Genomic DNA, 21,583 nt, shown 5'->3' with positions numbered 1-21,583 from the left:
GGTGACAATCAACGCTGGTGGCGACGTGTATGGCCTGGGTGGCTTTTTCGAATTCGATAGCCGGCACACGGACTTGTTGATGAAGGTGTTGCCGCCTGTTGTGCACATCCGCGAGCAGTCGGACCGCGTCGCGCTGCGTAGCGCCATCGAGCGCATCATGCAGGAATTGCGCACGCCGCAGCCGGGTGGGTTTCTCGCCGCACAGCACCTTGCCCACCTCATGCTGCTGCAAGCATTGCGCACCATCCTGGCCAAGGGACCGAACGGCGGTACTGGCTGGATCTACGCGCTCGGTGACAAGCAGCTCGGCGCCGCAATGAACGCGCTGCACGGCGACCCTGCTCGCAAATGGACGATTCAAAGCCTGGCCGATATTGCGGCAATGTCGCGCTCGACCTTCGCATTGCGATTCAGGGAGTGCGTTGGCGAGTCGCCCATCGACTATCTGACACGCTGGCGCATGCTGCTGGCGGCCGACCGGCTGCTGACCACGCGCGATGCGATTGCCATGATTGCGCCTTCGCTCGGTTACGAATCTGAAAGCGCGTTCAGTACCGCATTCAAGCGCGTGATGGGCTGCGCACCGCGCGATTATGTTCGCCAGCAGGCCGCTGTGATCTAGTGTCCAGCTTTAGCAATTCTCGGTAAGCAGGCGTGGAATGCGAGTACGGTCGGTTTCAAACGCGAACCGCTGCACTTACTCGATGCGGACCCTTCCGTTAGGCGCATTTTAGACTTTCAAACTATACCGTGCTGATTTAGCCAATAGTGGAATGACGCAACACGCATATAGCGCGTCGTCAACCTCCGCTTCAACTTCCCCTGTCAGGCCGGTTCCGACCCTAAGCGGACCTTCCGCGACGGATCAGGCAGGAGGAAAATCCTCGTAGGATTTTGGCAGGTAACCCCAGATTCTCAGCACGTCCCCACGTACTTCAAATTCGAAACCAATCTCCTTAATCACTCTCGAAATTTCGTCTGTGTGGTTGATCGAAGTAGGGGGAAGCAGCCTGCCTTTCGGGCGAACATTCTGCTGCAAGCCGATATCAAACCACTCTACTATCGCAAACGGAAACGGCAAGTGGTAGAACCACTCGACGTCCCACCCGGAGATATCCCCTGTAACCAACTTGGTTCGGTAGGACGGTCGCCATTCCTTCTGATTGCGAAAGTAATTGATCAGCGCATCCCAACGAGTATTGTTCGACGCACGTGCCAGATTTCTAGCAGACACAGCAAGGTCAATTTTTTTGCGTATCACGTCATTGTGGCCTGCTCCGGCGCTCGGCAATTCATCCATGCTCGCCCAATCTATTGTTTGGTGGGATTGTCCGCTCCTGGCCGAACCCGGCCATTCAGGGCAGCATAGCAGGTTGCCAGGCTGAAAAACTACCTGTGACCGCCATAAGCCGGAATAGACCCAAAGCGGACTATCACGTTTGCATGAAAAATTCTAGCTTGCCTTGACGCTGGAAGCGCCACTTTTGTGCCGTCGACGAAGATCAGATCCTATGGTAGACCGTTGATTCGGCAAGGTCCGCTTCACGTATGATCGAGACAAAAACGAATATGGATAAACCCAATTGAGGTTTACGCCGTTGCGCCAGCAACGCTGCGCATGATGCGAAGAAAAGTGTAGAGCATCACTGCTCTGCAGCGACAAGCGAGGCAGTTCCTCGAAGGCGATGCCACATCAGGTTCTTGGCCACCACGAGCGCCATGTCCGGTGCCGCTGCGATATCCGGCGTCACGCCGACGCCTTCCCAATTCGTGTGCGTGATAGGACTGATACTGCGTTGATTGGGTATCCATGCGATGAAATGCCCCCCTAGCCGATACGCTTTTGTAGGATGGGCGCCACCCCACGTGGGTGCGCCCACCACGGTCGCGCGTTTCATTGCCTGCATCGTGTATGCGAAGTCTTCGCCAGCCGAAGCGGTGTCCGGGCCAGCAAGGATAAGGACGGGCTTCTTGCCGCCATATCTTTTTCCGTCAAGCTGCCGTGCAGTCCAGTGCTGGACGGTCGTGCCAGTCTCCCGGTCCCAGATATCGTTTAAGCGCCTACGCTGGTCGACAAAGTAGCTGATCAACAAGGCCACCGATTCTGGATCGCCGCCGGCATTGCGACGCAGGTCCACGATAAGGCCGTCGGTATCGGCAAGCTTGTCCATCGCTGTAGCGTATGTGTCGGCGATGAGGAAAGCCTCTGGGAAACCGGAAAGCTTCAAGTAGCCAATGTTTCCATCCAGATGATCGGTCTGTACCATCCCCCGGGTTGCCTTGTGACGCACGATCAGGCGTGTAAAGAGGTTGCTTTGCTGTTCCCATTCCGCCCGTGACATCGGCTCTGGTCCATCGACTTCATCTGGCAAAACCATTTTGGGATGGTATCCCACCCTCATGTGCAGGTCTTTTGCAATGCCGCGAATGTCGGCAGTGAGTTGCCGCGCCAACTGATAACCGCTCCTTATGCCGTCATATGTTCCTTTTTGATGACGCTGGAGCAAGATCGCCTCGATCTTTTTCGCTTTTTCGGGGAAAACGTAGAAGTGATTCAGCTTCGCCACTAGCGCATCAATAGTTTTCAGCCGCATTGCGCGATCGAGTACGGCCTCGGGAGGCGGCCCGAATTTTTTCCAGTAATCGAGCGTCCCAAACATCGCACACAAACCCATTACGCCTGGCACCAGACACGCTATAAAAATCCGTTTTACTTTCATTTTGCGCCTAATCGACGTTGGAGTAGCGCCGTGGCCATTTCAAGCGATTTATCGTGCGCAGCTTGAATGTCCGGAATGACGCCCACGCCATCCCAATTGGTCTGCGTAATTGGGCTGATGGTACGGCGACTCGGTATCCAAGCGGCGAAATAATCGCTGACGCGATAGGGGCGGCTCGGATTCGCGCCGCCCCATGTGGGCTTGCCAAGCACGGTGGCGCGTTTCATTGCCTGCATCGTATAGGCGAAGTCTTCGCCGGCTGACTTGGTATTGGGGCCGACAAGGATGACGACGGGTTTCTTGCCGCCGTAGCGTTTGCCGCGAAGCTTAGTGCTCGTCCACTGCTGCGTGGTAATGCCTGCAGTACGATCCCAGATGTCGTTGACGCGGGTCCGCTGATCGACGAAATAGCTGATTAGTAAGGTGACCGTGGCCGGTCCGCCCCCCCGATTCTCGCGAACGTCCACGATAAGGCCATCGGTATCCGCCAGCTTGTTCATCGCTGTAGCGTATCTTTTTTCCATCACAAAATCAGGCGGGAAGTCGGTGAGTTTCAAATAGCCAATGTTCGACGCGAGGTGCTCGACCTCCGCCGAGCCGACTTTTCCAAGTGCCAGCCCGATGTTCAGCAGGTGACGTCTGACGAAAGGTGTCCGCTGGTCCCATTCCGCTTGCGTCGTCGGCGGAGGGGCATCGGCTTGGTCGTACGGAACCTTCTTGGGGCTGGACCTCACCGCCATGTGCTGGTCATGGGTAATCTGGTACAGGTCCTCCGTCAGTACCTCGGCAAATTTATCGCCATCCGAAATTTTGTCGTACTTGGCTTCACGCAGGTTCTGACGCAAAGTCGCTTCCACTTTCTTGGCCTTTTCTGGGAAAACATAGTGGGCGTTGAGCTTTGCTATCAAGGTATCGATCGTCTCCTTACGGGTTCCCTTGTCAATAACAATCTCAGCTTTCGGTTTAAGGTCTTGTAGAAACGGAAACCATATATCCATGGTATAGATCGCGCCAAACATCATTAAAGCCGAAAGTACCGGTATGACTAGCCATCTCTTAATCATTTCTGCCTCTGCCTGTGCAATTAGTTGTCTGTTTGGCGACTCGATGGAAGCTACGTCCTTCCGGTTCTACGCGCGTGACGTCCTTTAGTGGCTACCTGATGTCCTGCGCCACGTGAGCAAGTACGGTCTGCAAAATCCCCTGGTGGACATAGCGGCGCGCCGACGATGAATGATGCCAAATCAACGGTCCGGGAAAAACGATAGTTTTTGAATTAGCCTTCAAGTTTGTTTGCATTCGCGTCACGGATGCGTTCTGTGAACGAGCGAGTCTCGAGCGCGGTAATCGCCTGCGAGAGGCAACTCGACAAAGGCATGGCCAGTTCCGCATCGAGACTGTCGGCTGCGAATTTTGTTGCTCGCCAGCAGACACGCAATTGCGGCAGCATCGCCGCACCGGCAGCGCTGAGACGCACGACGCGCTGCCGGCCGTCTTCGCCGCCGGCGGACACGGTCAAAAGTCCTTTCTTGACCATCACGGCTACAGTCTGCGTGGCGGCGGGTTGCGTTAAACCGCCGAGGGATGCCAATTCACCGATCGTCGCGCTCGACTGTTCGGCTAGTACCCGCATCACCGGCGTATAGCGCGGACGGTAATTCAATCCAGCATCTACATAGGACTGCTCGACCGCGCCGTCGAGCAGTTCGATCAAATGTCGTAATTGCGTGCCTAATCCTAGTTTCATGTGATGATTTTATCACTAACTATATAAGTGCTTATATAGATTTTGTTAGTTCCACTTGGATTGTGAGCGAGGCGGTCATCGTGTTGGGAAACAGCTACAACAACACGTTCGAACTGAGGACACGGTTATTGCATATGTTGTGCCAAGAAGCGATCATCTTCAGATACAACCCGCCCGGCTTCGGCGAGGTTCGGGTCCCTGATCAGTCGCGCGCTGGAATCACGAAAGTAACTGACTTTCTGTGACTTCCGCTCGTGTGGCACTCTGCTGACGAAGGACCGCTTATGGCCGAAAGCGGAAGTCCATCGTGGCTAGCACGAACAGTGTCAAGCACGAACAGTGTCACACACGAACAGTGTCAGGTCTGGCATCCAGACACGAGCTCAACAAGCACGAACAGTGTCACAAGCACGAACAGTGTCAGGTTTGGCATCCAGACACGAGCTCAACATACGAGCCATGCCACTTCAGCCTTCGGCCGCTACGCATCGGCAGCAATGGCAAGAAACTCTGCGCTCAGGGTTTCCGAAATACGATCGCATGCTGGATCGGCAGCGACCCGATGCTGCGTTCCCACTTCAGTCCGTGCGCCGTGGCTTCGCGCCGTACCTGCGACTCGCTCATCTTGTGCAGCGGCTTGATCGCCACCGCCGGATCCTCGGCGCGATATTCGACGAAGACGACGCGCCCGCCCGGCTTCAGGGCGCCGACGATGCTGTCGAGGACTTCCGCGGGATAGGCGAGCTCGTGATAAACATCGACCATGATTGCCAGGTCGACGCTGGCCGGCGGCAGCTTGACGCTGGTTTCGCTACCCAGCACCGAGACCACGTTGCGCACGCCGCGCTGTGCCATCTGGCTGTCGAGCATGTCGATCATTTCCGGCTGCACGTCGACTGCATACACGCGTCCGCCGGCCCCGACCTGCTTCGCCAGCTGCCACGTGTAGTAGCCGGTGCCGGCGCCGATGTCGGCCACCGTCATCCCGGGCGCCAGTGCCAGTTGCCGCAACAGCAATTCCGGCCGCTCCTCGCGTGCGCGGCTTTCGCGCTCGAGCCATTGCGCGCCTTCCCATCCCATCACGCCGGCGATCTCACGGCCCATGTAGCGCTTGCCGATGCCATCCGGGCTCGGTGCAATGCGTTCATAGCGCGTGTCGGCGGCCGCTGGCTGTGCCACGGCAATGGTACTGGCCGATGACAGCAGCGTCAGAGCCGACAGGCAGGCCAGCAGGATGGGTAGCGTTCGGAGGGTGAAGCTGGTGCGGCAATTGCGCGAGCAGGTGCGGTGCATGATCGGTTTCCGTGGACATTTGCTGCCTGCATCAGTGCTGGCAGGCATGCCGTGAATGGGAGCGATCAGTGTAGCTGCGTTGGCTGCCAGATGTGCGTTGGCGACATCTCATTTGCTTCATGACCGACCCAAAGCGGAACTCGCGCCGATCGCATGTGGGTGCCAGCGATTCAATCAGCCCAGCGGAAAAGCGTATTCTGAATAAACAGGCGATACGGCGTTTTTTTCGGATCGATGCTGCTGGTGTAATCGGCATCCTCGGCATACAGGAATAGCTGGGCTCCGTTAGATGGATCGTATTTCGGAAACCAGGCGACGGCAAAGCTCGCTTTCTCAGGCGGCTTGGGCGATCGGTGCCATTCCCCAAAGGCCGCGCGCAGGTCGTCCATATCGTAGGCGCCATCTTTGCTGACAAATTCCATGCTGACGATTTGCTGCGCCTTGTCGCCGTCCCCCAGGTAAAAAGTGATCTCGCTGAACAGCTCGGATTTTGGATACAGGCTGGCCGCCCCGTCGCCATTGGCCAGCGCTTTCTTGTGATTTGCCGGCGGCTCGCCGATATGCTTGATTACTTCCTGATAGGGTCTGTCTGTGCTGGCCAGCTCGATGGTCTTTCCCACGTAGAGGGCCAGTTCACGTGCGATGTTCGTCTCGCGGGTAGTTTTTTCAGCGGCCATGGAAGTCGGTTTCTGCGTTGCGGTCATGCTGCCGCAAGCGGTAAGGTTGAAAACAGTGACTACGACGATTAATTTGGTTCGCATACTCTCACCGCGCAGTCGTGGATGGCGTCCTTCTGCATGCATTTTGCGCCGAAAGCTGCCTGCGCCGATACTACAGCTGTTGTTCTTAAAAATAACCCAGCGCCGATCTGAAGTACAAGCGCTATGTGTTCACCCCAGCAACGGCAACGGCGTTACCGTTACCTGCACATCCAGTTCCTGCTTGCCCCCGCCCAGCACGATCCCGCGCATCGGCGTCACGTCACTGAAATCCCGTCCCCAGCCCAGCGTGATGTGCTCGTGCTGCACCAGACACCGGTTGGTCGGATCGAAATCGACCCACCCCAGCGCCGGACAAAACACCGACACCCACGCGTGCGACGCATCCGCCCCGATCAGGCGCGGCTGGCCTTCCGGCGGGTGCGTCAATATATAGCCGCTCACGTAGCGTGCCGGCAGGCCGATGCTGCGCAGGCAGCCGATCATCAGCTGCGCGAAATCCTGGCACACGCCGCGCCGGCCGCGCAGCACCTGGTCGAGTGGTGTCGAGATATCGGTCGCCTTGTTGTCGAATTCGAAGTCGTCGAATATGCGGTGCGTCAGTTCCAGCGCGGCGTCGAGCTGCGGGCGGCCCGGGATGTAGCTCACGCGCGCGTAGGCTTCCAGCTCCGGGAACAAGGTCACGTGCGGCGAGGCGTACAGGTAGCGGCAGGCTTCCAGCGTGGCCTCGCTCTTTTCCTTGCCCATCATGTCGCGCACGCATTCCCATGGCAGCGTGCCGGCGATCTGCGCCAGCGTGTAGCGCGCGCGCAGCGAGACTGTCGATTCGGCATGCACCAGCAGGCTGTCGTGGGGCACGGTCAGCGCCACGTGGCGCGTGATGTTGCCGAAGTAATCGAGGCCCTCGTTGCTGTCGTTGATCACCGGGTCGAGCCAGATCAGGTGCGATTCGGTCTGCTGGCACGAGAACGAGCGCGGCGTCAGGTGCAGGTATTGCTGCGACAGCGTGACCGTGCTGTTGTACTTGTAGCGCGTTTCGTGCACCACGCGATAGCGCGCAACCACATTCGAGATCGCAGTGCATGGCGGCGAATCGGTCATGAGGTGCGGTTCCTTTGCCGGCCGTTGGCGGTATAGCTGAAAAACTGGACGCCGATCTGCTCGGACAAGGCCGCGCTGGCCTGGCCGATGCGGCTGAGCAGGTCGCTGAGCATCGCGTTGCCGTGGTTCAGGTCGACGCCTGGATCGAGCGCGATCAGCTCGGCTTTCAATGGCGCCAGCAGGTCCAGCCCGCCTGCGCCCTGGGCTTGCGTGACCTTGCCCAGCGTGCCGATGATGCCATTCAGTTGGAACACGATCGAGCGCGGATTGGTTTCGTCGAGCAGCAGCAGGTCGAGCACCGGCAGCCACTCGGGCTGGGCGCGGTAGCGGGCGCGGTAGGTGATGATGCTGTCGGACAGTTCGAGCAGCCAGTCGAGATTGCCATTTTCATCCATCGCCAGCGCGCGCTGCAGCACGAGCGCCTGGAATTGCAGCCGCTCGAGGCGGCGGCCAATGGACATGAAGCGCCAGCCGAGGTCGCGCGTCATGCCATCGAGCGCAAAGCCGGCCAGCGTCATCAAGGCGGCGGCGGCGTCGTCGAGAATCGTCATCACGCCCGACTGCGACGGCCGCTCGCCCGGCGGGGCGACCGGCTGCACCATGCGGTTCAGGGCGCGCCAGTTGTCGACCGAGAAGCGTTCGTGCAACTGGCCGGCGATCCGGTGCAGCTGCTGCTGTTGGCGCGCCAGGCCCGGGACGGTGGGCGAGACCACCGCCAGCAGCAGGGCCGATTCGATCTCGGCATCGGTGAAGATGGCAGCGGGCAGGGCGCTCGCCGTGCCCGGCAATTTGCTCGAGCCCACGACGCCAGGCACGGCCGGCTTGCGCTCAGCGTCGAGCAGGCCGAACCAGATGCACAGCGCCTCGACGGTCGGCCATTCGGCGCCACGCTGGTCGAAGCGCACGTTGAACAGGATATTGAGCGCGACCCGCAGCAGGCGGCAGATATTGTCGCTGCGCTCGGCGTGGCGCCCGAACCAGAGCAGGTTTTCCGCCACGCGGCTCGACAGATTGCTGTCTTCGCGCACCAGGTCTTCGCCGGTGATGCTGCTTTTTTGAAGGCGGTGCGTTTCGACGCGCGCGCGCGCTTGCACCCAGGTGTCCTTGCTGGCGCCGCCCATCTGCATCGTCAGCACGCGCGCATCGGGCCCGGTGGCCACGCGCGTCAGGCCGCCAGGCATCACGACATAGCCGTTCGGCGTGGCGCAGGCAAACACGCGCAGGCCCACGGCGCGCGCCTGCAAGCCCGGCGCGCGGCCATCCTTCCACACCGGCGCCTGCGACAGGCGCACCAGTTCCTGGGCAATGTAATGGTTCGGGTTGGCGCGCAGATTGGCAATGAAGGCAGCGCGCGCTTCGCCGTCGAGATCCTGGCCGAACACGGCCGGCTGGCCCGGCATCGAGCCACTGGGCTTGATCACCAGGCGATCGAGCCTGGCGACGACTGTTTCGAGCGCCGCCGGTTCGCCGCACCACCAGGTGGCCACCGATGGCATTTTTAGCGGCTCGCCCAGCAGGCGCTTGGACAGCGCCGGCAAGAAGCCCAGCAGGGCGCCCGATTCGAGCAGGCTCGAACCGAGGCTGTTGGCCACCACCACGTTGCCGCGCATGGCGGCCTGGGTCAAACCGGCCACGCCGAGCAGCGAATGCTGCAGCTCGAGCGGATCGCACGATTCGTCGTCGACCCGGCGCATGATCACGTGCACCCGGTGCAGCCCGGCCAGGGTCTTGATGAAGACCACGCCGTCGCGCACCGTCAGGTCGCCGCCTTCGACCAGCGTCAGGCCCAGGTAGCGCGCCAGATAGGCCTGTTCGTAATAGCTTTCGCTGCGCGGGCCCGGCGTGAGCAGCACGATCAGCGGCATTTCGCCCTCGCGCAGCGGCGCCGGCTTGTCGCCATTGGCCGCGCACAGCCGGCCCCAGTGCACCAGGCTGTCGTGCATGGTGCGGAAGAACGGCGACAGCGGCTGCACCTTCAGCTCGCGCAGCAGGTCGGGGAAGGTGGGGGCGATGATGGCGCGGTTTTCCAGCGCGTAGCCGGCGCCCGACGGCGCCTGCGTGCGGTCGGCCATCACCCACCAGCGGCCATCGGGCGCACGCGCCAGATCGACCGCATAGAAATGCAGGGCCACGTCGTCGTGGTGGCGCATGCCGTGGCACGGGCGCAAGAAGCCCGCGTGACCGTGGATCAGCGCTGACGGCAGCAAGCCTTCGCGCAGCATTGCCTGCTCGCCGTAGACGTCGCCCAGGATCTTGTTGAGCAGCGTGGCGCGCTGGATCACGGCCGCCTCGATGCCGCTCCATTCCTCGTGCGGCAGGATGAGCGGCAGCACGTTCAGATCCCACTGGCGCGCCTTGCTGCCGGCATCGGCCAGCACGTTGTAGCTCACGCCGTTCTCGCGTACCTGGCGCTGCACCATCTCGAAACGCTGGCGCATCATGTCCGGCGCTTCGTGCTCCAGGTTGGCGAGCAGCGCGCGCCAGTGTGCGCGCGGCGCCTCGTCGGCGCCCAGCATTTCATCGAAACCATCCGGCGCGGCCAGATAGTGAGCTAGTAATTGATTGGACATCGTGCTGCTTATTTAGGTACTGATCTACAGGTGAAACGACTGACAGCTTACATCGGCTGCCAGCGCAAATCGAGCGTCATCGGGAAGCTTGGATTGCGCTCTTCCTTGCGCACTGTGAACGGCCCCGGCGTGTGCCCGTGCGGCCAGAAGCGCGCAAAGCGGCGCGCCTCGGCGGCGTTGGCATTGACGGGCGAACCGGTTTCGCTGCGCCCGCCCGGGTGCACCACGTGGTACGTGCAGCCGCCGATCGAGCGCCCGCTCCAGGTGTCGACCAGGTCGAACACCAGCGGCGCCTGTACCCGGATGCTCGGGTGCAGCGCCGACCACGGGCTCCAGGCCCTGAAGCGCACGCCGGCCACGTACTCGCCCGGCACGCCGGTGGGGTGCAGCGGCAGCATGCGGCCATTGCAGGCCACCACGTGACGGCCATCGGTCAGGCCGCGCACGAGCAGCTGCATGCGTTCGACCGACGAATCGACATAACGTGCGGTGCCGCCGGCGCTGACTTCTTCGCCCAGCACGTTCCATGGCTCGATCGCCTGGCGCAGCTCCATCTCGACGCCTTCGTAGACGACGGTGCCAAAGCGCGGGAAGCGGAACTCGATGAACGGCTCGAACCAGTGATCCTCGAACGCATAGCCGGCCGCGCGCAAATCTTTCGCCACGTCGCGGATATCCTGCGCCACGAAGTGCGGCAGCATCCAGCGGTCATGCAGCGCCGTGCCCCAGTGCACCAGCTTGGCCTGCAGCGGCTGGCGCCAGAAGCGCGCGACCAGGGCGCGCAAGAGCAGCATCTGCAGCAAGCTCATGCGCTCATGCGGCGGCATTTCGAAGGCGCGAAATTCTACCAGACCCAGGCGGCCGGTCGGGCCATCCGGGGAGTACAGCTTGTCGATCGAAAACTCGGAGCGGTGCGTGTTGCCGGTGAGGTCGACCAGCATATTGCGCAGCAGGCGGTCGACCATCCACGGCTTGTCGCCGGGGTGCATGGTGGGCAGCACCTGGTCCATTTGCTGGAACGCGATCGCCAGTTCATACAGGTTATCGTCGCGCGCTTCATCCACGCGCGGCGCCTGGCTCGTCGGCCCGATGAAGGTGCCCGAGAACAGGTACGACAGGGCAGGGTGGATCTGCCAGTAGGTGATCAGGCTTTTCAGCAGATCGGGCCGGCGCAGCATCGGGCTGTCTTCGACCGTGGCGCCGCCCAGCGTCGCGTGGTTGCCGCCGCCGGTGCCGGTGTGGCGGCCGTCGAGCATGAATTTCTCGGTGCCCAGGCGGGTCAGGCGCGCCTCCTGGTACAGCGTCGTCATATTCTGGACGAGCTCATTCCAGCTCGAGGCCGGATGGATGTTCACTTCGATGACGCCCGGGTCGGGCGTCACGCTCAGCAGCTTGACGCGCGGGTCGCGCGGCGGCGCATAACCTTCGATGCGCAGCTTCATTTTCAGTTTGGCGGCCGTGCTTTCCACCGCCGTGACGAGCGCCAGGTAATCCTCGATGCGCTTGACCGGCGGCATGAAGATGTACAGGCGCCCGGCGCGCACTTCGAGGCACAGCGCGGTGTGGATCACTTCGCGCGCGTCCGGGTCAGTCGGCGCAGGCGCTACCTTGTTGGTCGATTTGCCGGGCGCCACGCTCAAGACCGGGCGGCGGTCCTTCTTGCCCACCGGCAGCGGGCCGCGCGGTGCGAACGGGTCGACATCGAACTCGGGATCGCGCTCCTCGGGCAGCACCCACGGCAGCGTGGCCAGCGGCAGGCGCAGGCCGATCGGCGAGTCGCCCTCGATCAGGTACAGGTTTTCGCGCTGGATCGGCCACGGCGACGTGCGCCAGCTGGTGCCGAGCATGACCGATGGATCGTGTTCGCGGGGTTTAAGCGGCAGCACATAGCCGGCCACCGTGCCCAGGCCCCGTTCGAGCAGACGTGCCAGGCGGCGGCGCTCTTCCGGCGCTTTCAGGTCGGCGTCCAGCGGATTCAGGTTGCGCGGCAGCGCCTGCTCGCGCTGGGCTTGCAGCAGCACGTCTTCGTACGCCGGGATGGCGCTGCCGGCCGGCAGGCCGAGCGACTTCACCAGTTCGGCGGCGAAACGGCCGGCTTCTTCGCTGCCGTAGCCGTCGGCGATGTGTTCATCCGAGAACAGCGTCGGATCGAACCACATCGGCTGGCCATCGACGCGCCAGAAGATGTTCAGCGCCCAGCGCGGCAGCGGCTCGCCCGGATACCATTTGCCCTGGCCGTAATGCAGCATGCCGCCCGGTGCGAAATGGTTCTTCAGGCGGTGCATCAGGTTGCCCGCCAGTTCGCGTTTCTTGTCGCCGTGCGCCAGCGTGTTCCATTCGGCGCCGTCCATGTCGTCGATCGAGACAAAAGTCGGCTCGCCGCCTTGCGTCAGGCGCACGTCCTGGTTGACCAGGTCGGCATCGACCTGCTGGCCCAGGCGGTCGATCCTGTGCCAGTCATCTTCCGAATACGGCTTGGTCACGCGCGGGTCTTCGTGGATGCGCGTGATCGACATTTCGTGGACGAACGTGACTTCTGCCTTGTCGGTAAAGCCCGTCACCGGCGCGGCCGACGACGGCATCGCCGTGCAGGCCAGCGGAATATGGCCTTCGCTGGCCAGCATGCCCGAGGTGGGATCCAGGCCGATCCAGCCGGCGCCCGGCACATAGACTTCGGTCCAGGCGTGCAGGTCGGTGAAGTCGACGGTGGTGCCGCTCGGGCCGTCAAGGGCTTCCTGGTCGGCGGTCAGCTGGATCAGGTAACCGGAAACAAACCGCGCCGCCAGGCCCAGTTCGCGCAGGATCTGGACCAGCAGCCAGCCGCTGTCGCGGCATGAGCCGGAGCGCTTTTGCAGCGTGTCTTCCGGCTCCTGCACGCCCGGCTCCATCCGCAGCAGGTACGCGATATCGCGCTGCAAACGCTGGTTGATGGCCACCAAAAAGTCGTTCGTCGCCATTGGCTTAGCCAGCAAGTCACGCCGCGCGCTGGCGACCCATTCGGCCAGCAGCGGGCCGGGTTCCTGCGATTTGGTGTACGGGCTCAGTTCGGATTGCAGCTGTTCCGGGTACGCGAACGGGAAAGCCTCGGCATATTTTTCGACGAAGAAGTCGAACGGGTTAATCACCGTCATGTCGGCCACCAGGTCGACCGTGAACTCGAGCACGTCGGTCTTTTCCGGGAACACGAAACGGCCGATGTAATTGCCGTACGGGTCTTGTTGCCAGTTGATGAAATGTTCTTTAGGCAGTACCGTCAACGAATACGACAGGATCGGCGTACGCGCATGTGGCGCGGGACGCAGGCGCACTTCATGCGGTGACAGATTGATCAGGCGGTCGTAGCGGTAGCTGGTCTTGTGATGAAGCGCGATGCGGATAGCCATGCGGTGGTGCCTTTCGTTGGGCGCGCGTTTTATGCTAGCGCAATAAATTCATTCGTCATGATTTGCGCGCAACGACGTGGGCGCAATGTAGAAGCATTTAAGCATGATTCATACCTGCGTTCGCTTGTTTGCATATCAGACAGCTAAGCTGGCACGTTTCTTGTTAGTATTCTGGCACAGGAGGCACTGATGTCGAACTTTTACGATGAAATGTATTCCACTGCAGCAACCGTACGGCCTCATTACAATGCGTTCGCCGAATGGCTCGAACAGCAACCCCCGCATCTGATCGATCAGAAGCGGGCCGAAGCCGAGCTCAATTTCCAACGCGTGGGGATCACCTTCGCTGTGTACGGCGACAATGCCGGCAAAGAGCGGTTGATCCCATTCGACATCATTCCACGCGTGATCAACGCCGCCGAGTGGGCCAGGCTGCAGGCCGGCCTGGTGCAGCGCGTGACCGCACTGAACCGCTTCCTGCATGATGTGTACCACGACCAGAACATCCTGAAGGCCGGCGTCATCCCGGCAGAACAGATCCTGAACAACGCGCAGTACCGCCCGGCCATGCAGGGCGTCAAGGTGCCGCTGGACATCTACGCCCACATTGCCGGGGTCGACATCGTGCGCGCCGGCGAGGGCGAGTTCTATGTGCTGGAAGACAATCTGCGCGTGCCGTCCGGCGTGTCGTACATGCTGGAAAACCGTAAGATGATGATGCGGCTGTTCCCGGCGCTGTTCGCGAAGAACCGCGTGGCGCCCGTCGACCATTATCCCGACCTGTTGCTCGACAATCTGCGTACCGTGGCGCCGCACGGCGGGGACGATCCGACCGTCGTCGTGCTCACGCCGGGCATGCACAATTCGGCCTACTTCGAACACGCGTTCCTGGCCCAGCAAATGGGCGTGGCGCTGGTGCAGGGGCAAGACCTGTACGTCAGCAACGACACCGTCTACATGCGCACGACGCGCGGCCCGAAACAGGTCGACGTCATCTATCGCCGCATCGACGACGATTATCTCGATCCGCGCGCGTTCCGCCCTGAATCGACGCTGGGCGTGCCGGGTCTGCTCGACGCCGTGCGCGCCGGCCGCGTCGGCCTGGCCAATGCCATCGGCACAGGCGTCGCCGACGACAAGTCGATCTACCCGTTCGTGCCAGACATGATCGAGTTTTATCTCGGCGAAGAACCGATCTTGAACAACGTGCCGACGTACCAGTGCAGGAAGAAGGACGACCTGGCCTACACGCTGGCGAACCTGCCGCAGCTGGTGGTCAAGGAGGTGCACGGCGCGGGCGGCTACGGCATGCTGGTCGGGCCGGCCTCGACGACGGCCGAGATCGAGGATTTCCGCCGCCGCCTGCTCGCCAATCCGGACGGTTACATCGCCCAACCGACGCTGGCGCTGTCGGCCTGCCCGACGTATGTCGAATCGGGCATCGCGCCGCGCCACATCGACCTGCGCCCGTTCGTGTTGTCGGGCAAGAACGTGTCGATGGTGCCGGGCGGGTTGACCCGCGTGGCGTTGCAAGAAGGTTCCCTGGTGGTCAATTCGTCGCAGGGCGGCGGCACCAAGGACACCTGGATACTGGAGAACTAGCATGTTGAGCCGCACCGCAGATCATTTGTTCTGGATGGCCCGCTACACCGAGCGGGCAGAAAACACGGCCCGCATGCTTGACGTGCGCGTCCAGTATTCGCTGATGCCGCAATCGGCCCAGGCCGAGCAGCAGGGCTGGCGCACGATGCTGAGCGTGTCCGAACTCGAAGCGCAGTTCGACGCCAAATACGACGCGCTGACGCAAAAGAACGTGCTCGATTTCATGGTGCGCGACCCGGACAACCCGTCGTCGATCGCCAGCTGCCTGCGCGCCGCGCGCGAAAATGCGCGCGCCGTGCGCGGCACCCTGACCACCGAAGTGTGGGAAACCGAGAACACTACCTGGCTCGTGCTGCAAAAGCACCTGAGCGAGCGCATGTTCGAGCGCGATCCGGGCCAGTTCCTGGAATGGGTCAAGTACCGTTCGCACCTGTCGCGCGGCGTCACGCTGGGTACGATGTTCCAGGATGAGGCGTTCAACTTCATCCGCCTGGGCACGTTTTTGGAACGGGCCGACAACACAGCGCGCATTCTCGACGTGAAGTTCAAGTTTTTGGCGTCCGACACGATCCAGGAAGGCGCGCAGGGCGAATATTATTACCTGGCAGCGCTGCTGCGTTCGGTATCCGCGTTCGAGACGTATCGCAAGGTGTACCGCCACGCGATCACGCCGACGCGGGTCGCCGAGCTGTTGATCCTGCAGGCGAAAATGCCGCGTTCGCTGGTGGCGTGCATGGCCGCGGTCGTCGCCGTGCTGCAGGATGTGCGCAACGAGTTGTCGCACGACACCGAGCGGCTGGCCGAAAAGCTGCATGCGTCCCTGAAATCGGCCGAGATCAATGAGATCCTGGATGAAGGCTTGCACGAGTTCCTGACCAAGTTCCTGGCGTGTATTGGCGAACTGGGCAACGGCATCGGCCGCGACTTCCTGCTGCCGGTGGCGCCGGAGGTGCCGGAGGTTGCGCCGGTGCAGTCGCAGACGCAGACACAGACCATGAACGGGTCGCAATCACAAACGCAGACGCAGACGCGTTGAGCAACCCGCGCACCAGATAATGGCATGGCGCACCGTGATGGGCAGAACGGTCGCGCGTGCGTCATGACAGTGCAACCACTTGACGATGGAAGGCGAGCCTGCAATGTGGCTTCGAACCGGTTGCAAGCTCAGTTTTACCATCGATAGTCCCACGCCCTTCATCCTGATGCTGCGGCCGCGCAGCGGTGCGCAGCAATGGGTGGCGCGCGAATCCTACACGCTCACCCCGAGCGTGCAGGTGCAGGAATACACCGATGCCTACGGCAACCTGTGCCAGCGCCTGACCGCGCCGCCCGGTGAATTTTCCATCCAGACATCGGCCGACGTGCTGACCGACCAGATCATTAGCGTCAAGCCCGGCGCGCCGTACGACGAGGTGCAGACCTTGCCAACCGACGTGCTGATCTATCTGTTACCGAGCCGCTACTGCGAATCCGAACGGTTTTCGGACATGGCCAGCGAGATCGTGGCCGGCGTCGAGCCGGGCTACGACCAGGTGGCGTGCATCAATGACTGGATCCGGCGCGAGGTGCGCTTCAATCCGGCATCGCCCCACGTCCAGATGGCGGCAACCGAGGTCAACGAGCAGCGCGAAGGCGTCTGCCGCGACCTGGCGCATCTGGGCATCGCGCTGTGCCGCGCGCTGAGCATTCCGGCGCGCATCGTGGCCGGTTACCTGCATGGGCTCGAGCCGATGGACTTGCATGCGTGGTTCGAGGCGTATGTGGGCGGGCGCTGGTACACGTTCGATGCAACCCAGGACAGGCCGCGCGGCGGGCGTGTAACGGTGGGGTATGGGCGCGATGCGGCCGATGTGGCGATCTTTACGCAATTCGGACCGGCGCTGGCGCTGCATGAGATGCAGGTGACGGTGGCGTTGCTGGAGGGGGCGCCGGTGTGATTGCTGAACCGTAGCGCAGATAGACCGCTCAGTTAGTGCCGTCGTACCCGCCACTGGCGGCTACGACTTCCCGCGGAGGCGGGAACCCAAGTTCAGCATCTCAGCCACAAAATCGGTATCGGCCTGCGAAATAACTTAGGTTCCAGCCTTCGCTGGAACGACGTTTCAAGGTCAACGATGCTATCCCGTACCGCAGTGCGCCTTCGCTGGAACGACGTGGCAATGGCAGGTGCTACGCTGCCGTCGGCGCTGGCGCTGGCGCTGGCGCCGGAGCGGCTGCCGGTGCCGGTACCTGTGCGGCCTGCGCGGCGAGCGACGGCTTGCCCATCTGCTCACGCACGACCTTGTGCACGAATTCCAGCTTTTCCAGCACGGGCGTACTGAGCTTGAACGGGTACGAATCCGGCATGCCGATGCTGCGGTTCAGGCTATTGAGCACGTAGGTCAGCGCGAACCAGTCGCTCAGCGTTTCTTCGAACGCGCCCGATTTCATCGGCAGCGTGATCTTGTCCAGCTCCGGCTCGTCGGCCTTGGCCGGCTTGAGCGACAGGCCGCACGAATGGGCTGTTTCCAGCGTGTCGATCATGTGCAGGTAGTGGGCCCAGGTCTCGGCCCAGTCTTCCCATGGGTGCGAGCTGGCATAGCTGCTCACGAAGCGCTCTTCCCAGTCGGCGACGGGGCCATTCTCGTAGTGCCGCTTGAGCGCTTCGCCATAATCCTGGCGCTCGTCGCCGAACAGTTCCCGGTAGCTGTCGATCCATGGCGTGTCGGCCACCAGACGGTCAAAGTAATAGTGACCGCTTTCGTGGCGGAAGTGGCCCAGCAGCGTGCGGTAGCGTTCGTGCATCTGCTCGCGCGTGCGCTCGCGTTCTGCCGGGTCGGCTTCAGCGATGTTCAGCGTGATCAGGCCATTGTCGTGGCCGGTCATCACACACTGGTCGGTGACGCCGTCTTCCAGGAACTGGAATGCCAGGCCGGTGTCGGGCTGGGTTTCTTTCGAGGCCGGCGTGAGGTTCAGTTGGGCCAGTGAGAACAGCAGGCGGCGCTTGGCGGTTTCCAGGCGCGACCACAGCACGCGGTTCTTTTCCGATGTCAGCGCCGGGATCACGACGGTCAGCTGGCATGACTCGCACAACTCATGCGGATCGTCCGCCGGCAACATCCAATTGCACACATTGTGCTGCATGTAATTGCTGCACTGCTTGTACAGCTTGCCTTCATCCTTGCGGTTCAGGCTACGCCACAGACCGTCATCGGTCTGCTCGAAGCTATTGATGGTGCGCTGCGCGGGCTGATAGCCCAGGGTGCTTTCGCAATTGAAGCACAGGGTGTTTTCAAAAAAGATCTGTTGCGAGCATTTGTCGCAGTGGAAGGTTTTCATGGCGGCGCTGGTAGGGGAGGTTGGAGTGGATGTGTATTAACAATCTAACAGCAAATTCGATTGCCGTTTGACCGTGTAAGACAACGCCTCATATCGTGTGCGCATGCAGCATGGGTGTGCGATCCATACGACGTACGACCTTGGTCCGGCGCAGACGACAGCGTGATTGGGGGCCGTCTTGTACCGTGCGCGCCATCGGAATCGCATGATCGAATCATTCATTCATCACTGGAGACAAGCATGCGATTTGCCGTATTTATATTTATGTTGTTCAGTAGTGTCGCGCTCGCGCAACCGACGCCGACGTACCGCGTGCTGCATCTCGGGGTGGGCATGCTCGCCGGGTACCCGGACATCAATTCCTCCGGGCAAGTGGCTTTTTCGCTGATCAATGGCGACCGTACCACCGGCTACTTCTACGATGGCGCTGCCATACGCAATATCGGCTCGCTCGGTGGCCGGATCGTGTACGCGAACGACGTGAACGATGCCGGGCAGGTTGCCGGCACGGCGCTCAATGAGCACGGCATCGAGAACGCCTTCGTCTGGAGCGCGGGCGGCGGCATGCTCGACTTGCGTGCTGAAGCCGGTCGGGGCCGATCATATGGCTGGGCCATCAACAACCGTGGCGTCGTTACCGGCGCGATGGGCGAAACCGGGCATCCATTTCGCTGGAACGTTGCCAGCGGCCTCGAAGACCTGGGCGTCACGCCCGCCATTCCCGCGCCTGCCACGGGCCGGGTACTCAACGACGCCGGCCTGATCGCCGGCGTGACGACAGTCAACGACGAAGTCACCCGGGTCTTCGCCTGGACACGCTCGGGTGGGCTGGTCGACATCGATACGCTGGGCAGTGTCGAATCGTCGCCGGTAGCCGTCGGGGCCGGGGGCGAGGTGGCGGGCAACCGGCTGGCGTCATTGGACGATGGCGGCGATCGCCCGTTCCTGTGGACGCGCGCCACCGGCATGGTCGACCTGGGCATCGGCCGCGGTTCCACGGCCTGGATCAATGCGATGACGCCCGGCCTGCACATCGCCGGGGGCATCGGGTATCCGGATGGGCGCCAACGGGCAATGTCGTGGACGCGGCAGGGCGGCATGCGCGAGCTCGGCACGCTGGGCGGCCGAACGTCGGTTGCGCGCGCCGTCAATGCAAAAGGCCAGATCGTCGGCTTTGCCGAGAACTGGCTTGGCGCCATGCGCGCCGTTGTCTGGAACGCCCAGGGTGGCATGCTCGACCTGAACCGGGCCCTGCGCCATGCGCCCCCAGGCCTGGTGCTCGACCATGCGCTGGCGATCGGCGACAACGGGGCGATCGTGGCCAGCTCGAATGCGGGGTTGGTGCTGTTGCGGCCGGGCCAAGGATGCGTGTGCGGGCACACGCTGGGGCCGCTGGCGGTGGCACGCGAAGTCGCAGTTGGCGCGCCGTTGCAGGCATCGGTGAGCTTCGTCGATGGCGACCGGACGGGCACGCGGGGCGTCGAGTGGGCCTGGGGCGATGGCAGTGGGGGGGCGGCGCGCAGGATCGTGGAGAACGGCGGCGTCGGCAGCGCGAGCGCCAGTCACAGCTTCTCGGCGCCAGGCGTGTATGTGGTGACGGCGACGGTAGTCGGGCGCGACGGGCGCCGGACGGCCGTCAGCCAGACTGTGGTGGTGACCGGTTCGACGGCGGCGTCGCACGGCGGCAGCGTTCCGAGCAGTATCTGACCTGCTCCCAGTCGCGCGCCCACTTCTTGCGCCAGGCGAACGGCAGCGCGCAGTGGGCGCAGGTCTTGGTGGGCAGCTCGGATTTCTTGCGCATCTTCATGAAGGGATTGTATCGGGTGCGGATGCGGTCCGACACACGGCAGCGGCGTGGCAGGCAGGTGACACTCGCTCAGCGGGTTTGACCGGTGGTAAGCTATCAATATTGTCACCTCACACCTGAAGGAATGCCATGAAGCCGCTGTTCTCCGCCGAAGAAGAAGCGAACGCAGCATCCGCAGCGCCAGCCGTCACGCCAGCCGCAGTGCCAGCCGCTGTGACAACAGCGGCGGCGCCTTCGTTGCCGCCGCTGTTCAACGCTGCCGGCGCGACGGACATGCTGCCGGCAGCGCGTCCCGAGGCGAATCCTGCGCCAACCGTCCGTGTGGATATTTCCGGCATCGATGACAAGGCCATCGAGTCACTGGGTGGGGCCACCGGCGCGAGCGTGGCGAAGGTGTCGGCCAAGTTGCTCGGGACGGTGCGCGCATCCGACGCCGATGTCTTCGGCACGCAACTGAACGAATTGATTGCCACCGCCAAGGGGCTCGATCCAGCCAAGCTGCGCTCTGGCGGCCTGATCTCGCGCGTGACAGGCATGTTCGGCTCGGTCAAGGAAAAGATGCTGTCGCAGTACCAGGTGGTCGAGTCGCGCATGGACACCCTGGTGTCCGAAATGACGCGCCACGCGAACGTGCACCGCGGCCGCATCAACGATTTCGACGAGATGTACAAGGGCCTGGAAATCTATTACCAGGGACTGGATGCCGACGTCAAAAAGGGCGAAGTGTGGGCCGCCAAACTGCAGCAAGCCGTCGCGCAGCAGGCCGCGCCGGCCAACGCGTTCGAGGCGCAGCAGGCGACCGAGTTGCGGCGGCGTCTCGAGCGTCTTGAAAAACGCATCGACGACCTGCGCCGCGCCATGCTGATGGCCACGCAGATGGTGCCGCAGATCCGCCTGTCGCAAGACAATGCGCGTGCGCTGACCGACACCTTCACCGATATCGTCAACGTCTCGATCCCGGCCTGGCGCAACGTGTTCTCGCTGTACTTGCTTCAGTTAGAAGCCAAGCAGAGCGCTGCGGTCGCCAATTCTGCCTACGACGCCACCGACGCGGCGTTTCGCGCCCAGGCGGACATGCTGCTGGAAAATACCGAGACCGTGGCCCGCGTCAAGCAGCGTTCGATTGTCAGCCTCGAAACCGCGCAGCACGTGCAGACGCAGCTGATGACCGCGTTCGACAAGCTCGAGCAAATCTCGAACGAAGGCCAGCAACGCCGCAAGGACGAGCTGCCGAAGCTGCAGGAACTCGAGCGCGAACTGATCACGCGATTTTCGTCGGCCTCGTCGGCGTCGACGCCAGGCGCGCTGTAGTCAAGACCAAAC

17 protein-coding genes are annotated in these 21,583 nt (G+C 62.2%); 6 read left to right on the top strand and 11 right to left on the bottom strand.

All coding sequences use genetic code 11. The annotated features are described in order from the left end of the window. Positions 1-622 (top strand): AraC family transcriptional regulator (locus tag AB2N08_RS20250; protein WP_367612706.1); only part of this gene is annotated, 622 nt, incomplete at its 5' end. Between the two features lie 243 nt (positions 623-865). On the opposite strand, the gene AB2N08_RS20245 is transcribed toward AB2N08_RS20250, so the two are convergent. The 9 genes from AB2N08_RS20245 to AB2N08_RS20205 all read right to left on the bottom strand — a co-directional run bounded on the left by AB2N08_RS20245 (position 866) and on the right by AB2N08_RS20205 (position 13,533). Further along, positions 866-1,300: a DUF6678 family protein gene (locus AB2N08_RS20245; protein ID WP_367612705.1), complete on the bottom strand. Its 435-nt coding sequence runs from the start codon at positions 1,298-1,300 to the stop codon at positions 866-868. Positions 1,301-1,643: 343 nt separating this feature from the next. Continuing rightward, positions 1,644-2,720, bottom strand: coding sequence for a S41 family peptidase (locus AB2N08_RS20240; RefSeq protein WP_367612704.1), 1,077 nt, complete (start codon positions 2,718-2,720; stop codon positions 1,644-1,646). Next, positions 2,717-3,739 (bottom strand): S41 family peptidase, encoded by a 1,023-nt coding sequence (locus tag AB2N08_RS20235; protein WP_367612703.1) that lies wholly within the window; start codon positions 3,737-3,739, stop codon positions 2,717-2,719. Before AB2N08_RS20235 ends, AB2N08_RS20240 begins: the two co-directional genes overlap by 4 nt. 257 nt (positions 3,740-3,996) lie before the next feature. Continuing rightward, positions 3,997-4,467, bottom strand: a complete 471-nt coding sequence (locus AB2N08_RS20230; protein WP_367612702.1) for a MarR family winged helix-turn-helix transcriptional regulator — start codon at positions 4,465-4,467, stop codon at positions 3,997-3,999. Between the two features lie 516 nt (positions 4,468-4,983). Further along, positions 4,984-5,760 (bottom strand): class I SAM-dependent methyltransferase, encoded by a 777-nt coding sequence (locus AB2N08_RS20225; protein WP_367612701.1) that lies wholly within the window; start codon positions 5,758-5,760, stop codon positions 4,984-4,986. A 170-nt stretch (positions 5,761-5,930) separates the two neighbouring features. After that, complete coding sequence (locus AB2N08_RS20220) at positions 5,931-6,521, bottom strand: hypothetical protein (RefSeq protein ID WP_367612700.1); 591 nt, start codon at positions 6,519-6,521, stop codon at positions 5,931-5,933. Between the two features lie 129 nt (positions 6,522-6,650). Beyond that, the gene (locus tag AB2N08_RS20215; protein ID WP_367612699.1) at positions 6,651-7,580 is read right to left on the bottom strand and encodes a transglutaminase family protein; all 930 of its coding nucleotides are present in this window, start codon (positions 7,578-7,580) and stop codon (positions 6,651-6,653) included. Continuing rightward, positions 7,577-10,150: a circularly permuted type 2 ATP-grasp protein gene (locus tag AB2N08_RS20210; RefSeq protein WP_367612698.1), complete on the bottom strand. Its 2,574-nt coding sequence runs from the start codon at positions 10,148-10,150 to the stop codon at positions 7,577-7,579. The genes AB2N08_RS20215 and AB2N08_RS20210 overlap by 4 nt, the downstream gene beginning before the upstream one ends. A gap of 47 nt (positions 10,151-10,197) precedes the next feature. After that, a complete protein-coding gene (locus AB2N08_RS20205; protein WP_367612697.1) occupies positions 10,198-13,533 on the bottom strand; it encodes a transglutaminase family protein in 3,336 nt (1,111 codons plus the stop codon). A gap of 189 nt (positions 13,534-13,722) precedes the next feature. Here AB2N08_RS20205 and AB2N08_RS20200 point away from each other — a divergent pair, with 189 nt between their 5' ends. The 3 genes from AB2N08_RS20200 (at position 13,723) to AB2N08_RS20190 (ending at position 17,072) form a co-directional block, all read left to right on the top strand. Beyond that, positions 13,723-15,135: a circularly permuted type 2 ATP-grasp protein gene (locus AB2N08_RS20200; RefSeq protein ID WP_367612696.1), complete on the top strand. Its 1,413-nt coding sequence runs from the start codon at positions 13,723-13,725 to the stop codon at positions 15,133-15,135. Between the two features lies 1 nt (position 15,136). Beyond that, positions 15,137-16,171 carry an alpha-E domain-containing protein gene (locus tag AB2N08_RS20195; RefSeq protein WP_367612695.1) on the top strand — a complete coding sequence of 345 codons (1,035 nt, stop codon included), beginning with the start codon at positions 15,137-15,139 and terminating at the stop codon, positions 16,169-16,171. 103 nt (positions 16,172-16,274) lie between these two features. Next, positions 16,275-17,072 carry a transglutaminase domain-containing protein gene (locus AB2N08_RS20190; RefSeq protein ID WP_367612694.1) on the top strand — a complete coding sequence of 266 codons (798 nt, stop codon included), beginning with the start codon at positions 16,275-16,277 and terminating at the stop codon, positions 17,070-17,072. 232 nt (positions 17,073-17,304) lie between these two features. Here AB2N08_RS20190 and AB2N08_RS20185 read toward each other — a convergent pair whose 3' ends face one another. Further along, positions 17,305-18,453: a zinc-binding metallopeptidase family protein gene (locus tag AB2N08_RS20185; protein WP_367612693.1), complete on the bottom strand. Its 1,149-nt coding sequence runs from the start codon at positions 18,451-18,453 to the stop codon at positions 17,305-17,307. A 264-nt stretch (positions 18,454-18,717) separates the two neighbouring features. Between AB2N08_RS20185 and AB2N08_RS20180 the strand changes: the two genes are divergently transcribed. Beyond that, entirely contained in the window at positions 18,718-20,160 is a 1,443-nt protein-coding gene (locus AB2N08_RS20180) for a PKD domain-containing protein (protein ID WP_367612692.1), read from the top strand. Here AB2N08_RS20180 and AB2N08_RS20175 read toward each other — a convergent pair. Further along, positions 20,090-20,254 (bottom strand): DUF2256 domain-containing protein, encoded by a 165-nt coding sequence (locus AB2N08_RS20175; protein ID WP_367612708.1) that lies wholly within the window; start codon positions 20,252-20,254, stop codon positions 20,090-20,092. The genes AB2N08_RS20180 and AB2N08_RS20175 overlap by 71 nt on opposite strands. 135 nt (positions 20,255-20,389) lie before the next feature. Here AB2N08_RS20175 and AB2N08_RS20170 point away from each other — a divergent pair, with 135 nt between their 5' ends. After that, complete coding sequence (locus AB2N08_RS20170) at positions 20,390-21,571, top strand: toxic anion resistance protein (protein ID WP_367612691.1); 1,182 nt, start codon at positions 20,390-20,392, stop codon at positions 21,569-21,571. Positions 21,572-21,583 lie beyond the last annotated feature (12 nt).

Origin of the sequence: Massilia aurea (assembly GCF_040790145.1) — a bacterium.
GTDB lineage: Bacteria > Pseudomonadota > Gammaproteobacteria > Burkholderiales > Burkholderiaceae_D > Telluria > Telluria aurea_C.
This window is presented reverse-complemented; position numbering and strand designations above follow the sequence as displayed.